General features: G+C 64.4%; 16 protein-coding genes and 4 tRNA genes. 14 read left to right on the top strand and 6 right to left on the bottom strand.

All coding sequences use genetic code 11. From position 1 onward, the window contains the following. The first annotated feature begins 68 nt into the window (after nucleotides 1–68). Nucleotides 69–605: an outer membrane protein assembly factor BamE gene (locus tag V6V88_RS04970; RefSeq protein ID WP_062840375.1), complete on the top strand. Its 537-nt coding sequence runs from the start codon at nucleotides 69–71 to the stop codon at nucleotides 603–605. A gap of 17 nt (nucleotides 606–622) precedes the next feature. Continuing rightward, on the top strand, nucleotides 623–1414 hold the full coding sequence (gene dapB / locus V6V88_RS04965) for a 4-hydroxy-tetrahydrodipicolinate reductase (RefSeq protein ID WP_056321266.1): 792 nt from the start codon (nucleotides 623–625) through the stop codon (nucleotides 1412–1414). A gap of 63 nt (nucleotides 1415–1477) precedes the next feature. On the opposite strand, the gene murB is transcribed toward dapB, so the two are convergent. Then, nucleotides 1478–2521 carry a UDP-N-acetylmuramate dehydrogenase gene (gene murB / locus V6V88_RS04960; RefSeq protein ID WP_062840374.1) on the bottom strand — a complete coding sequence of 348 codons (1044 nt, stop codon included), beginning with the start codon at nucleotides 2519–2521 and terminating at the stop codon, nucleotides 1478–1480. Nucleotides 2522–2726: 205 nt separating this feature from the next. Between murB and V6V88_RS04955 the strand changes: the two genes are divergently transcribed. From V6V88_RS04955 to V6V88_RS04930, 6 genes are all read left to right on the top strand, one after another. Then, nucleotides 2727–2802: transfer RNA gene (locus V6V88_RS04955), tRNA-Gly, on the top strand. 214 nt (nucleotides 2803–3016) lie between these two features. Further along, nucleotides 3017–3092, top strand: a tRNA-Gly gene (locus V6V88_RS04950). Between the two features lie 110 nt (nucleotides 3093–3202). Continuing rightward, nucleotides 3203–3278 (top strand) — tRNA-Gly (locus V6V88_RS04945). 55 nt (nucleotides 3279–3333) lie between these two features. Further along, nucleotides 3334–3407, top strand: a tRNA-Cys gene (locus tag V6V88_RS04940). Between the two features lie 100 nt (nucleotides 3408–3507). Beyond that, nucleotides 3508–3843 carry a hypothetical protein gene (locus V6V88_RS04935; protein WP_062840373.1) on the top strand — a complete coding sequence of 112 codons (336 nt, stop codon included), beginning with the start codon at nucleotides 3508–3510 and terminating at the stop codon, nucleotides 3841–3843. A 4-nt stretch (nucleotides 3844–3847) separates the two neighbouring features. Continuing rightward, the gene (locus V6V88_RS04930; protein ID WP_280003531.1) at nucleotides 3848–4447 is read left to right on the top strand and encodes a DUF2946 family protein; all 600 of its coding nucleotides are present in this window, start codon (nucleotides 3848–3850) and stop codon (nucleotides 4445–4447) included. Nucleotides 4448–4457: 10 nt separating this feature from the next. Here the strand turns inward: V6V88_RS04930 and V6V88_RS04925 are convergent, their stop codons facing one another. Next, nucleotides 4458–4859 (bottom strand): DoxX family protein, encoded by a 402-nt coding sequence (locus V6V88_RS04925; RefSeq protein ID WP_062840371.1) that lies wholly within the window; start codon nucleotides 4857–4859, stop codon nucleotides 4458–4460. Between the two features lie 131 nt (nucleotides 4860–4990). Between V6V88_RS04925 and V6V88_RS04920 the strand changes: the two genes are divergently transcribed. From V6V88_RS04920 to V6V88_RS04900, 5 genes are all read left to right on the top strand, one after another. Beyond that, nucleotides 4991–5923, top strand: coding sequence for a LysR family transcriptional regulator (locus V6V88_RS04920; protein WP_056321249.1), 933 nt, complete (start codon nucleotides 4991–4993; stop codon nucleotides 5921–5923). Between the two features lie 10 nt (nucleotides 5924–5933). Then, entirely contained in the window at nucleotides 5934–6515 is a 582-nt protein-coding gene (locus V6V88_RS04915) for an NUDIX hydrolase (protein ID WP_056321247.1), read from the top strand. Continuing rightward, nucleotides 6512–7282 (top strand): leucyl/phenylalanyl-tRNA--protein transferase, encoded by a 771-nt coding sequence (gene aat / locus V6V88_RS04910; RefSeq protein ID WP_223574407.1) that lies wholly within the window; start codon nucleotides 6512–6514, stop codon nucleotides 7280–7282. The genes V6V88_RS04915 and aat overlap by 4 nt, the downstream gene beginning before the upstream one ends. 82 nt (nucleotides 7283–7364) lie before the next feature. Continuing rightward, entirely contained in the window at nucleotides 7365–8102 is a 738-nt protein-coding gene (locus V6V88_RS04905; RefSeq protein WP_062840369.1) for an arginyltransferase, read from the top strand. Nucleotides 8103–8166: 64 nt separating this feature from the next. Continuing rightward, nucleotides 8167–9210 (top strand): quinone-dependent dihydroorotate dehydrogenase, encoded by a 1044-nt coding sequence (locus V6V88_RS04900; RefSeq protein ID WP_056321238.1) that lies wholly within the window; start codon nucleotides 8167–8169, stop codon nucleotides 9208–9210. Nucleotides 9211–9340: 130 nt separating this feature from the next. On the opposite strand, the gene phaP is transcribed toward V6V88_RS04900, so the two are convergent. Then, the gene (phaP, locus tag V6V88_RS04895) at nucleotides 9341–9919 is read right to left on the bottom strand and encodes a TIGR01841 family phasin (protein ID WP_062840367.1); all 579 of its coding nucleotides are present in this window, start codon (nucleotides 9917–9919) and stop codon (nucleotides 9341–9343) included. 381 nt (nucleotides 9920–10300) lie between these two features. Between phaP and V6V88_RS04890 the strand changes: the two genes are divergently transcribed. Then, nucleotides 10301–11278, top strand: coding sequence for a tripartite tricarboxylate transporter substrate binding protein BugD (locus V6V88_RS04890; protein WP_223574406.1), 978 nt, complete (start codon nucleotides 10301–10303; stop codon nucleotides 11276–11278). A 105-nt stretch (nucleotides 11279–11383) separates the two neighbouring features. Here the strand turns inward: V6V88_RS04890 and V6V88_RS04885 are convergent, their stop codons facing one another. The 3 genes from V6V88_RS04885 to V6V88_RS04875 form a co-directional block, all read right to left on the bottom strand. Continuing rightward, complete coding sequence (locus V6V88_RS04885) at nucleotides 11384–12247, bottom strand: IclR family transcriptional regulator (protein WP_056321230.1); 864 nt, start codon at nucleotides 12245–12247, stop codon at nucleotides 11384–11386. 149 nt (nucleotides 12248–12396) lie between these two features. Beyond that, the gene (locus V6V88_RS04880) at nucleotides 12397–13212 is read right to left on the bottom strand and encodes a molybdopterin-binding protein (RefSeq protein ID WP_142050690.1); all 816 of its coding nucleotides are present in this window, start codon (nucleotides 13210–13212) and stop codon (nucleotides 12397–12399) included. A 31-nt stretch (nucleotides 13213–13243) separates the two neighbouring features. After that, the gene (locus tag V6V88_RS04875; protein ID WP_056321226.1) at nucleotides 13244–14053 is read right to left on the bottom strand and encodes an EI24 domain-containing protein; all 810 of its coding nucleotides are present in this window, start codon (nucleotides 14051–14053) and stop codon (nucleotides 13244–13246) included. Nucleotides 14054–14076 lie beyond the last annotated feature (23 nt).

Genomic DNA, 14076 nt, shown 5'->3' with positions numbered 1-14076 from the left:
ACTATCCTTATGAAACCTTTATGATAACGGTTTTGCTTGCTTCCAAATAATAGGGGCGCGTAGTGTCCATGTTTGCACGTATTCCCTCCCGCTCTCTGAAGACCGGTTTGGCCGTTGCCGCCCTGGCCGTTGCCTTGGCGGGCTGCACCTCGAACAAATGGGGCTTCCCGTACAAGGCGCCGGTCCAGCAGGGTAACTGGATCACGCAGGAACAGGTTGCGCTGCTCCAGCCCGGCATGACCCGCGAACAAGTCCGCTTCGCGCTCGGCAGCCCCACGCTCACCAGCGTGCTGCACGCCAATCGCTGGGACTACCCGTACTACTTCAAGCCGGGCTACGGCAACCCGCAAGAGCGCAAGTTCACCGTCTGGTTCGAAAACGACCGTCTCACGCGTTGGGAAGGCGATAAGCAGCCCGATCTGCAGCCCTACCAGATCAACACGCCGGACGCCGTTGCCGACGAAAAGGCCGACAAGCGCCTGGCCCGGGACGAAGCCCGCGTCGAGCAAGAGCAGGACGAACAGAAGCGCGACGCCGATGCACCCGCCAGCCCGCTCAACCAGTACCCGGGTCAGCCCGGCATCGCACCCGAGCCGCTGCGTTAAATCCAAGGACTTTTTTTATGCGTATTGCTATCGCCGGCGCAAACGGCCGCATGGGCCAGATGTTGATCGAGGCCATCCTGAAGGCCGACGGCCTGGAACTGGCCGTTGCGCTGGACGTGCCGGGCTCGGCCGCCCTGGGCCGCGATGCCGGCGCCACGCTGGGCAAGCAGACCGGGGTTGCCATCACCGACGACCTGGACGCGCTTGCCGGCGCTGACTGCCTCATCGATTTCACCCGTCCGGAAGGCACGCTCAAGCATCTGCAGGCTTGCGTGAAACACGGCGTGAAGGCTGTCATCGGCACCACCGGCTTTGACGACAACGGCCGCGCCGCAATCGAGGTTGCCGCGCAAAAGACCGCCATCGTGTTCGCCCCCAACATGAGCGTGGGCGTCAACGCGACGCTCAAGCTGCTGGACATGGCGGCCCGCATCCTGAACGCCGGCTACGACGTCGAAGTGTTCGAAGCCCATCACCGCAACAAGGTCGATGCGCCTTCCGGCACGGCGCTGAAGATGGGCGAGACCATCGCGTCGGCCTGGGACGTCGCACTGCCCGACGTTGCCACCTGGAGCCGCCACGGCGACACCGGCGTGCGCAAGCCCGGCACCATCGGTTTTTCGGTGCTGCGCGGCGGCGATATCGTTGGCGATCACACGGTGTCGTTCTGCGGCATCGGCGAGCGCATCGAGATCACGCACCGCTCGTCCAGCCGGGCCACTTACGCCGAAGGCGCGCTGCGCGCTGCGCGCTTCCTCGAGGGCAAGACCAACGGTCTTTACGACATGCAGTCCGTGCTGGGGCTGTAATTTCCGGCGCCAAAAGCAAAGGACCCCGCGGGGTCCTTTTTTCATGCCGGAAAGCCTGCCCGGTCACACCACGACCGGCTCGGGCTCCAGGCGCACGCCATAGCGATCGGCCACCGCATCCTGCACCGCGCGCGCCAATCCCATGATGTCCGCGGCGGTGGCGCCCCCGCGATTGACGAGCACGAGCGCCTGGCGGTCATGCACGCCCGCCGCCCCCAGCGCCCTCCCCTTCCAGCCGCACTGATCGATCAGCCAGCCTGCGGCCAGCTTGAACCGGCCGTCCGCCTGCGCGTACGACACCAGGCCAGGAAAGCGCTGCGCCAACGCGTCACGCTGCGCGGCCGGCACGATGGGATTCTTGAAGAAGCTGCCGGCATTGCCCGTGACCGCGGGATCGGGCAGCTTGGCGCGCCGGATCTCGCACACGGCATCGAAGACATCGCGCGCGCTGGGCGATGCGCCCGACAGCCGCGGATGGCGTTGCAGATCGGGATACGCCAGCACCGGCCGCCACGGCCGAGGCAAGGCAAAGCGCACGCTCACGATGATCCAGCGCCCCGGCGCATCATGCTTGAACACGCTGTCGCGGTACGAGAACCGGCAATCGGCCGCCTGCATTTCCACAAAGCGCGCCTCGCGCACATCCCAGGCCGTCAGGCTGTGAAGGCGTTCCTGCAGCTCGACGCCATAGGCGCCGATGTTCTGCACGGGGGCCGCGCCCACGGTGCCGGGGATCAACGCCAGGTTTTCCAGGCCATCCCATCCCTGCGCGATGCAGGCCGACACGAACCCATGCCAGCTCTCGCCGCCTGCCGCTTCAACGATCCACGCGTCCGGCCGCGATTCCAGCAGGCGCACACCTTGGAAGGCCACGCGCGCAACCAGGCCGGGCACACGCTCGGGCAGCACCACGTTGCTGCCGCCGCCCAGCACGAGCAACGATGGCGCCGTTTGCGCCAGGGCGGACAACGCGGGCAATTGCGCGGGCTCGCGCAGCGCGACGAACGCATCGGCCCGGGATGCCAGTCCCAACGTATTCAGACCAGTGAGGTCCTGCACGGACGGAGACAAGGAATCGGGCGCGGATCCCGCGAAGGAATTTGACATGAGTGCTACGAGGTATGCTATAGTTTCTGTCTTCGCTCAGTTTACTTGATTGAGTGCTTGACCCGATTTACAGCGTAAATCGCAGCCAGCCAGACCGGCTCAGGACAAGCTCAAAAAATCGTGCTAGACTGCGCGCCTTCTGATCGATAACCAAGTTGATCAGAGTGAATAAGAAAAGCGGTTCTGGGCAGTTTACGGAACCAATGCGGGAGTAGCTCAGTTGGTAGAGCGCAACCTTGCCAAGGTTGAGGTCGCGAGTTCGAGACTCGTCTCCCGCTCCAGATTTTGATCTGCAGCGTTTTTTCAATACTGCAAATCGTTGAAAGCAAGGGCCGAAAGGCCCTTTTTTCATGCCTGAAGCACCGGGTTCGCCAACGCAGGCGCATCGGATTGATGGATGAAAAAATTAATGTATACTCTCGCCTCGCTGATCGGCCAGCCGCCAGAATTTTCAAGATTCAAACGGACCCTCAGCGATGCGGTCAGTGTGCAATTGCGGGAGTAGCTCAGTTGGTAGAGCGCAACCTTGCCAAGGTTGAGGTCGCGAGTTCGAGACTCGTCTCCCGCTCCAGATTTCGGTCTGCAGTGCAAAGACCCTTAAAAGTATGTACAATCGCTTTCTTTGCTGAACAGCCCTGATACCAATACAGGCTTTCACTAAAAGCAAAAGTAGTACCCCAAGCGGGAGTAGCTCAGTTGGTAGAGCGCAACCTTGCCAAGGTTGAGGTCGCGAGTTCGAGACTCGTCTCCCGCTCCAAATACAAAGAGGAAGCAACGGCACACACCGCGCTTCCTTTTTTCTTGCAAGTGCTGGCGCAATGGCAGAGTGGTTATGCAGCGGATTGCAAATCCGTGTACGTCGGTTCGATTCCGGCTTGCGCCTCCAGCATCTTTCTCCCTCCCCCCTGCATCTCGTTACCCATCCCTACGCCCGGTCAGCCGGATGATTGTTATGGTGACCCCGTTTTCATTTGAACGATGAGTCCATGCACAACATCCCGGAATCGCACCCGCGCCGCTTTGCTACCCGCCCCGCTTTCCTGAGCCTGTCCGCCGCCGCGTTGATCGCACTTGCGCCCCTTGCCGCGGAGGCGCACGACAAGCACCATCACCACCGCCACAAGGGTGCCGAGTACAAGGAAAAGTATTGGGATGGCGCCTGTAAGGTCGAGCGCAAGTGGAAGCGCAATGGCGATTACAGCGAAAAGCGCAAATGCCGCGACGACTATGCGTATGGCTACGCGCCGCAGCCCGTGGCGGTGCCCGTCATGCCTGTTCAGCCAGGCATCGTCATCTCGCCCACCATCGTCATTCGCCCATAACACCATGGATCAATCGGTGAAAGACGCCCTCGCCCGCTGGCCGAATGTGCCGGCGGTGTACGGCTGGCTGTCGCTCGATGCGCGCGGGCGTTGGCGCCTGCATCCGCAAGGTCAGGCCAACGAAGGCGGGCCGGGCGAGCCGATCACCAATACGCAGATCCTGGAGTTCATCGGCCGCAATTACGACCATGACGATGTGGGCCGCTGGTTTTTCCAGAACGGGCCGCAGCGCGTCTTCGTGCGGTTGGACGCGGCGCCTTATGTGTTGCGCCTGGCCGATGACAATCGCGGCCTCGTCACGCATACCGATGCGGCCGTCGGCTCGGTCACCGGGTGGTGGCTGGATGATGCAGGCCGGCTCTTCGCATCGACGCCCCTGGGCGCCGGCATTGTGCTGGACCGCGATCTGCAGCCGCTGCTCGAAACCATGCAGACGGCTGCGGGCGCGTCGCTGATGGACGCGCTGACCGGCTTGATGCCCGGCCAGTCGATCAACGTGGCGTGGCCAGGCGTTTATGGGGACGCGCCGCTGCATTCGATTGCGCAGGGGGACGTTGCCGATCGCCTGGCGTTCGACCCCGCGCCGCACGCGGGCGCGGGCTGAAACGGCGCGTTTAGCGCCGGCCGCTCTTGACCAGGGCGAACTTGCCGTCGCCCAGCAGCGCCAGCACGGCAGCCGCGACGGTCAGGAAGATGGGATATTCCCAGCCGCCGCCCGGGTTGCCGAATCCCCAGCCGTTGCCGAAGTGAACCGTCGACGCCGCGAAGAGCTGCACCACGGCAATGGCGGCCACCCAGCGCGGCACCACGCCCAAGATCAGCAGAATGCCGCCCGCCACCTCAAAGAACGTCACGGGATAGGCCAGCCAGCCGGCAAAGCCGATCTTCGTGAAAAACTGCGCCGTGCCGGGCAGCGTGAAGACCAGCAGCTTGGTCAGGCCGTGGGCCAGGAACATCACGCCCAGCGCCACGCGCAGGAGCAGTGCCGCATACGGCGCGGTACGGGAATCAATCATTGCAGTCATCCTTGTGCAGAAACGGATCGCTCAAAACGGGGCGAACCTTCATGGAGCCGTATTCTTGCGATTCCAAAAACAAAGATAAACATGCAGAATTGCAAATTATTGTTCCTCGATAGGAAACAATCTTGGACACCCACACCGCCATGCAGACCTACGCCAAGGTCGTTGAACTGGGTTCATTCGCGGCGGCCGCCGACAAGATGGGCCAGGCGCGCTCTGTGGTCACGCGGCAGATTGCCTATCTGGAGCAGAAGTACGGCGTGCGCCTGCTCAATCGCACCACCCGCAAGCTGAGCATGACCGATGCCGGGCGCGCCTTCTACGAGCGGGTGCGGCCCATCCTGGCCGAGGTCGCCGATCTGGAACTGTCGCTGCAGGCGGAAGGCCAGCGGCCCAGCGGGCGGTTGCGGGTCAGCGCCCCCGTGTCCTTCGGCATCCTGCATCTGGGACCGGCGATTGCCGAGTACCTGCAGCGCTATCCGGACGTGGTGATCGACCTGGACCTGAACGATCGCGTGGTGGATCTGGTCGAGGACGGCTACGACGTCGCGGTGCGCATCGGACCGCTGGTGGATTCATCGCTCGTGGCACGGCCGCTGGCGCCGCAGCAACTGCTGGTCTGCGCGGCGCCCTCGTACCTGCAACGCCACGGCGCCCCTGCCGTGCCTGAAGACCTGAAGCAGCATCGCTGCCTGCACTACGCCTACGCAAGCACGGGCAACGAATGGCATTTCGAAAAGGATGGCGTGACGCACCTGGTGCGCGTGAATGCGGCGCTGCGGGCCAATAACGGCGACGTGCTGCGCACCGCCGCGCTGGCCGGCCACGGGATCATTCTGCAACCGGAATTCCTGGTGGGCGACGACATTCGCGCCGGCCGCCTTACCGCCTTGCTGACCGGCTACGCCCACACCCCCATCTCCATGGTCGCCGTCTACCCGCACCGCCGCTTCCTGTCGCCCAAGGTGCGGTCGTTCGTGGAACACCTGGAAGCCCGATTCGGGAGCCCCGCGCCCACGCCGCCGGGACGGCGCGCCACGACCCGCCGCAGCCGTTAGAATCGTACCCATGACCGCCAAATCGCCCCTCGTATACTTTCCCGCCCCGCGCCGTTCCCTCTTTTGCAGCCAATGCGGCACGCCGGTAAACCGCCGCGTGCCGGAAGGCGACAACCGCGAGCGCGACATCTGCGATCACTGCGGGGCGATCCATTACCAGAATCCCCGGCTGGTGGTCGGCACCGTGCCCGTCTGGGAAAACCGCGTGCTGCTCTGCCTGCGCGCGATCGAGCCGCGCTACAACACGTGGACGCTGCCCGCCGGCTTCATGGAACTGGGCGAGAGCACCGCGCAGGGCGCCGCGCGCGAAACACTGGAAGAATCCGGCGCCAAGATCCAGCTGGGCGACATCTACACCATCATCGACGTGCCGCAGATCGAGCAGGTGCACGTGTTCTATCTGGCGCAGGCGGTGGGTCCCGAACTGGACCCCGGCCCGGAGAGCCTTGAAGCCCGCTGGTACGACGAAGCCGAGATCCCCTGGGACGACCTGGCGTTTCGCACCGTGGCAAGCACCCTGCGCCTGTTTTTCGAGGACCGCAAACGCGGCACGTTCGGTCCTCATCACTACACCCTCGAATCTCACCGTTGAAACTGCCCTGGCTGGCCGCCGATACCCCGTTCCCCCCTGCGGAATTCGCGCTGACGGATCCGGATGGCCTGCTGGCCGCAGGCGCGGATCTGTCCCCGGAACGGCTTACCCAGGCGTACTCCAACGGTATCTTTCCGTGGTACTCGGAAGGCGAACCCGTCCTGTGGTGGAGCCCGGATCCGCGGATGGTGCTGCGCGTGAAGGATTTCGCGCCGTCGCACTCGCTACGCAAACTGCTGCGGCAGATCGCCGCGCGCGAGCAAGACCCGGCGCCGAGGGTGCATGTGCGGGTCGACACCGTGTTTGCGCAGGTCATGGCGGCCTGCGCCGCGCCGCGCGACGGACAGCCGGGCACGTGGATCACAGCGGCCATGCAAGAGGCTTACCGCCAGTGGCATGAGGCCGGTGTCGTGCACAGTATCGAAACCTGGATCGACGGCGAGTTGGCGGGCGGCCTGTACGGCATCAGCCTGGGTCGCATGTTCTTTGGCGAATCCATGTTCACCCGTGTCCCGAACGCCTCCAAGATCGCGCTGGCGCATCTGGTTCGCTACCTGGAGGCGCAGGGCGTCGAGTGGATCGACTGCCAGCAGCAGACGCGCCACCTGGCCAGCATGGGCGCACGCCCCCTGCCACGCGAACGCTTTCTGCGGCATGTCCGCCAGGCCACGATGCAACCCGGCATCGCATGGTTCCGCGGCAGGTTGGACACGCAGGGAACGCTCCATCCGGACACACCCGAGGGGACGGATTGCCGCCCGAGTTAAGCGTTAATATGGAGCGATTCCTCTCCCGGGCCCGCCGCCGTCAACGGATATTCCATGCGACAGCGCCAATGAGCCAGCTCCCATGAGCCAGCTGAAAGAACTTCCCTTCTCCACGCTGCAGTTCTATGCAACCGCTCCCTACCCGTGCAGTTATCTGCCGGGTCGCCAGGCCCGGTCGCAGGTCGCCGCGCCCGGTCATCTGATCAACGCGGGCACGTATTCGCAACTGGTGGAACAGGGCTTTCGCCGCAGCGGACTCTTTACCTATCGTCCCCATTGCGACAACTGCCAGGCCTGTATCCCCGTGCGCGTGGACGCGGCCGCCTTCGCCCCCAATCGCAGCCAGCGCCGCGCGTGGCGCAATCATCAGCATCTGCAGTCGTTCGTGGCCGAACTTGCGTGGTCGCCCGAGCACTACCGGCTCTATACGCGCTACCAGCAGGGCCGGCATCCGGGCGGCGGCATGGACGAAGACAGCCGCACCCAGTACGCGCAGTTCCTGCTGACCAGCCGCGTCAACACCCGGCTGGTCGAGTTCCGCAACGCCGAAGGGGTGCTGGTGATGGTGTCCATCATCGACGTGCTGGACGACGGCCTGTCCTCGGTCTACACGTTTTATGACCCGGACATTGCCGACGGCCTGGGCACCTACAGCATCCTTTGGCAGGTCGAACAGTGCCGCGCTTTGAACTTGCCCTGGCTCTATCTGGGGTACTGGATCGCGGACAGCCGGAAAATGTCCTATAAATCGGCCTTCCGTCCGGCGCAGTTCCTGGTCGACGGGCAATGGCGCGACACGCCCGAGCGGCCGCCCGTCTGAACAGACCTTCCGGTTGGGTCCATGAGCGGCGGGAACACATCAAATCGCTCTACAATTCCGCCCCATGTCTATCCTCTTTCACGCCTACCCCCTGGCCCGCCCGGCGCTGTTCGCCATGGACGCGGAAACCGCCCACGAAGTCACCTTGTCGGGCCTGCAGCGCGCCTATGAGTGCGGCGCCACGCGCAAGCTCATGCACGCGCAGCCCAAGGCGCCCTGCACGTTGATGGGGATGCAGCTGGCCAACCCGATCGGGCTGGCCGCCGGCCTGGACAAGAACGGCGCCTATATCGACGCGCTGGGCAACCTGGGCTTCGGTTTCATTGAGGTCGGCACTGTCACGCCGCGCGCGCAGCCCGGCAACCCCAAGCCCCGCATGTTCCGCCTGCCGCGCGCCAATGCGCTGATCAACCGGCTGGGCTTCAACAACCAGGGACTGGAAGCATTCCTGGCCAACGTGCAACGCAGCACGTGGCGCAAACAGGGCGGGATCCTGGGCCTGAACATCGGCAAGAACGCGGATACCCCCATCGAACGCGCGGCGGACGACTACCTGATCGGTCTGGACGGGGTGTACCCGCATGCCGACTACGTCACCGTGAACATCTCGTCGCCCAACACCAAGAATCTGCGCGCCCTGCAAAGCGGCGACGAGCTCTCCGCCCTGCTCGGGCAGTTGGCCGACAAGCGCCGCGCATTGGAGGACCAGCACCAGCGTCGTGTGCCGATGGCGGTGAAGATTGCGCCGGACCTGACGCAGGAGCAGATCGACGCCATCGCCGAGATCCTGCCGCGCCACGGCATCGACGGCGTCATCGCCACCAACACCACGCTGTCGCGTGACGCGGTGCAAGGCCAGGCCCACGCGCAAGAGGCAGGCGGCCTGTCCGGCGCGCCCGTGCATGAATTGTCGCTGGCGGTGATCCGCCGCCTGAAGGAGCGGCTGGGCAATAGCCTTGCCATCATCGGCGTGGGCGGCGTCCTGTCTGGCCAGCAAGCCCGCGAAAAGATGGACGCCGGCGCCGATGCGGTGCAGCTCTACACGGGCCTGATCTACCGCGGCCCGGGGCTGGTCGGCGAATGCGTGCGCGCCGTGGCGCGCCGCTGACCGCGGAACCTGCCCCACAAAACGCAGGCAAAAAAAGGGGCCACCCTGTGGGTGGCCCTAATTCCAGCTCTGCTCTGTCACTCAACAGTACTACATTACTGCGATTCGCGCAGCACCGCGCGCCAAATACTTAGGCGCTGCGGCGGCTGCGGCTGGCGACCTTGGTGGCGGCATCGGCAGCGTCCGTGGCAGCCTTGAAGGTCGCGTTGGCGGCGGCATTCATGTTCGACTCGGCGACTTCGGCGGCCTGCTTGGCGGCCTTGGTCATCGAATCGTAGGCGCTGGTCGCGGTGGCCAGCGAGGACTTGATCAGGGCGACGGCGCTTTCGGAGCCGGTCGGGGCGTTCTTGGAGAACTGGTCGACGGCTTCGCTCAGCTGCTGCTGGCTTTCGGCGATCTGTTCTTCGGTCAGCTTGACCAGGCTGCCTTGCACGCCGGCAACGATGTCATACACGTGCTTGGTGTAGGCCAGGGCCTTTTCGGCGCCCGGTTGCAGCAGGCCGGTGGCAAACGCGGCGGCTTCCTGGGGATCCTTCACTTCGGAAGCTTGCTGCGACTTCTGGGCGACTTCGTCCAGGGTGGCCTTCACGACCTTCAGGTTCAGTTCGACCAGCTTTTCAAAGCCGGCGAAAACGGCGGACTGGGCAGCCACGATGGTGTTGATGCTGGCCTTCTGGCGGTCCAGGACTTGTTGCGGGATTGCGCTCATAGAATGCTCCTCTCAGGGTAGCCGGAGGCTGTCCGGCAATAAGGATGGTTGTCTGCGACGAAATAAGAAACGTGCGCGGAAACTGGTACTACAAGCTACCGCCGGCCCGTTTGATGCACTGCACAATTGCCATTCTAGACTCGGTAGAAAACTTGTCAAGCGCTTTTTGTGCGGCGCAACAAGTGTTTGCACTTTATCGGTGCGGCGCCTTGCCCGGCTTGATTGCGCTCAATGATTTCCCAGAACTCGGGAAATACCGGACATGACGCGGTATCAATTCTTTTCTACACTGCTTTCACGCTGATGACAGACAAATACCAAATACATGTCAGCGGTTGATAACTAAATCGCAGCAAGCAAAACCCTGCAATCGGAGACCTCATGACCCTGATCCCCCGCACGCTTTCGGCCCTGCTCGCGGCCGGTGCCCTGTTCGCGGCCGGCGCCGCGCACGCGGAATACCCGGAACGCCCCATCAACATGGTGGTGCCGTTCGCTGCAGGCGGCCCGACCGACAACGTCGCCCGCTCCCTCGCGGAAGCCATGCGCACCAGCCTGGGCCAGACAGTCGTGGTCGAAAACAAGGGCGGCGCCGGCGGCACCATCGGCACCACCCAGGTCGCCCGCGCGCAGCCGGACGGCTATTCCATCCTGTTGATGCACGCCGGCTTCTCGACCGCGCCTTCGCTCTACAAGAATCCGGGGTACGACCCCTTCACCAGCTTCGAGCCGATCGGCCTGGTGGTCGACGTGCCGATGACGATCGTCGCGCGCTCGGACTTCCCGCCCAACAACATCGCCGAGCTGGCGGACTACGTCAAAAAGAACAAGGACAAGGTGTCGCTGGCCAACGCGGGCATCGGCGCGGCCAGCCACCTGTGCGGCACCATGCTGGTGGAAGCGCTTGGCGTTCAACTGCTGACCATCCCGTACAAGGGCACCGCGCCCGCCATGAACGACCTGCTGGGCAAGCAGGTCGACCTGATGTGCGACCAGACCACCAACACGACGCAACAGATCGAGGGCGGCAAGGTGAAGGCCTACGCCGTGACCAGCCTGCAGCGCGTCCCCACCCTGCCCAAGCTGCCGACCATGGACGAGTCCGGCTACAAGGGCTTCGAAGTGGGCATCTGGCATGGCATGTGGGTGCCGAAGGGCACGCCCAAGCCCGTCGTGGACAAGCTGGTCAAGAGCCTGCAGGCAGGCCTGGCCGATCCCAAGTTCCAGGACCGCATGAAGCAGCTCGGCGCCACCGTGCTGACTTCGGAAGCCAACCCCGACGCGCTGACCGCGAAGGTCAAGCAGCAAGTCCCGCAATGGGCCGAGCTGTTCAAGAAGGCCGGCATCGAAAAGCAATAAGCGCGTCCCATGGGGCCGTCCACGACCGTGGCGGCCTCGGGCGGCAATGCCTGAAAAACGAAAGCCCCCTCTCGGGGGCTTTCGTATTTGGGGCCAGGCACTGCGCTACGGGCGCATCGCTTCGGCCGCCATGCCCAGGCCGTTGAAGCCGGTGGAAACCGAGGGCTCGTAGCCCAGGGCCTCGGAAATGCTGGCAGCCGTATCGACCAGCGCCTTGATCCAGTCGTCCTGCAAGCGTTCGGCCGGCGCGGAAATGGACAGCCCCGCCACCAGTTTGCCGGTGTCATCGAAGATGCCCGCGGCGATGCAGCGCACCCCGAGTTCCAGTTCTTCGTTGTCGCGCGCATAGCCATGGCGGCGCACCAGGGCGAGTTCGCGTTCGAGCTTGTCCAGATCGGTCAGGCTGTTGCGCGTGTGGCCGGCAAGCCCCGTGCGCAGCGCATAGGCCCGCACCTGGCGCGTGTCGCCCGTGGACAGGAACAGCTTGCCGGTGGAGGTCAGGTGCAACGGCGCGCGGCCGCCGATGGCCCGCACCACCTGCATGCCGGAGCGTTCGCTCCAGGCGCGGTCGATATAGACGATCTCGTCGCCCTGCTGGACGGAAAGATTGATGGTCTGCCCCGTCAGCTTGTGAAGCGACCGCATGGCGGGAATGGCGGCCTCGCGCACGTTCAGGCGTCCCTTCACCAGCGAGCCCAGCTCCAGGAGGCGCATGCCAAGCTGATACAGGCCGTTGTCGACCCGCTCGACGTAGCGGCCCACCACGAGGTCATTCAGGATGCGGTGCGCGGTGGACGCGTGCAGGCCGGTGGTTGCCGACAGCTCTTTGAGCGTGACCGGATCGGGCTGCGCGGCCAGGGCATCGAGCAGCCGCATGGCGCGTTCGATGACCTGAATGGCGATCGGATGAGCGGACGCGCCTTCGGTTTCGGCGTCCAGGGGATTGCGGGGCGTTGGAAGACGGGCCATGGAAGATTTGGGCTGGCGCCGCCGCGCACGGGGGTGCGTTGCGGCACTGCAGCAAGCGGTTCTTTCCCGTATTGTGAAATTTACGAGCCGGTTTTGCAATCAGAATTTGATCAGGCTGTGCAACCGGCGGTGTCCCGCCGACACCCCGGTCAGGCGGCCGCCGGCGGCGCCAGCTTACCGCCCAGGCGCAGCACTTCCGCCCGCAAAAACTCAAGCGCCTCGGCCGCTGCCTCGGGATCGCCCTTCACGCCGAGTTCGATGTGGGGCATTCCGCCCGCCTCGCCGACGCTGGGCAGGCTGAACGCGCGCACGCCCGGCCAACGGGATTCCACGCTGACCATGGACGGCGTGATACGTGATTCCGGCATGCTGAAAACCAGGAACGAGTGTTCGGCGTGAACGCGCACATGCTGCAGCGCACGATAGCGCGTGTCCAGGGTCCATTCCAGCATCGGCCACGCCATGACGGGAAAGCCCGGCACGAAGGTATGGTCCTTGATGAAGAAGCCGGGGATCCGGTTGTAAGGGTTGGGAACGATCTCGCAGCCCTCGGGGAACATGCCCATCTGCAGGCGCTGCTGATTTTCGGGCGCGCTCATGTCGGCGGTGCCTTGGCCTTTCTCGGCCATTTCCCGGGTGCGCAGCGCGATGGCGGCTTCGGCTTCCGGGTGCAGCGCCAGCGGCAGGCCCAGCGCGGCGGCCGCGGCCTGGCGGGTATGGTCGTCCGGCGTGCCGCCGATGCCGCCGCACGAAAACACGACATCGCCGGTGGCGAAGCTGCGCTTGTAGGCGTCCACCAGGCGGTCGCGCTCGTCAGGCAGGAATTCGGCCCAGCTCAGGTGCATGCCGCGCGCGCCCAGCATCTCGACGATCTTGGAAAAATGCTTGTCCTGACGTCGTCCCGACAGGATTTCATCGCCGACGATGATGAGACCGATACGGCGGGCGGTGGATTCTGCAGCCATGTCCAATTCCAAAGGTGAGAAATGACGCCGGTCAGACGTCGATGACGCGGTCCTGCCGCAGGCGCTTCAGAGCTTCCAGGCCGTAATGCGCATAGACCAGGGCGGAAAACACCGGCAGGATAATCCACGCGGGCGGCAGCAGGTTCAAGAGCGAGCAAATCAGGCCGATGCTCCAGAAGCCGCCGTTGTTCCGTTCCAGGATCAGCTTGCGTTCCTCCGGGCTGGCGTGTTCGACGATGGCGTCCACGCGCATCATGCGCGAGAACGCGAAGGCCCACCAGAAGATCGACAGCACCACGGCCATGGGCGGCACCAGCCAGAGGGGCAGCGTCAACACCCAGCCGGCAGCAAAGGCGGCGGACACCCACACCGCGTTCCACACGCTGACCGCCGTCGAATACTTGCCGCGGCGGGCGACAGTGGAATATTCACGCTGGCCGACGTGGCGCAGCACCAGCGGCATGACGAACACGGCAGCGATGGCCAACCCCAGGATGCCGGACACCGGCAGCAGGATGGCTGCGGCGATGACGGGAATCAGCCAGATCTTGAGCGAGAACAGGCCCACCGCGACCAGCCATTCGTCAACGCGATTGACGACATCCCAGTGCGAGACCTCGGCGCGCAGCCAGTCGGTCAGGGGCGTCCAGAAAAACCAGAGCAGCAGGATCGCGCCAACCAGCGCGATCAGAAAGGGCAGCAACACCGCGAACAGCATGGTTGGGTGGCACTGCGACACGAGCGCGCGCTTGAAAGCCTGGCCCACGCTTACCGCGCCCGCGCCGGCGCCGGACAGGCGGCCGTTCCCGGGGGTGGGAGGATCAGTACGCAGAGCGGTCATGGCAGTCGAAGTGAGGGGTGAAC

The organism is Achromobacter sp. E1 (assembly GCF_037039475.1).
In the GTDB taxonomy this organism is placed as follows: Bacteria; Pseudomonadota; Gammaproteobacteria; order Burkholderiales; family Burkholderiaceae_B; genus Achromobacter; species Achromobacter mucicolens.
Note: the sequence above shows the minus strand (reverse complement) of the source record. Positions and strands in the feature narration are given on the sequence as shown.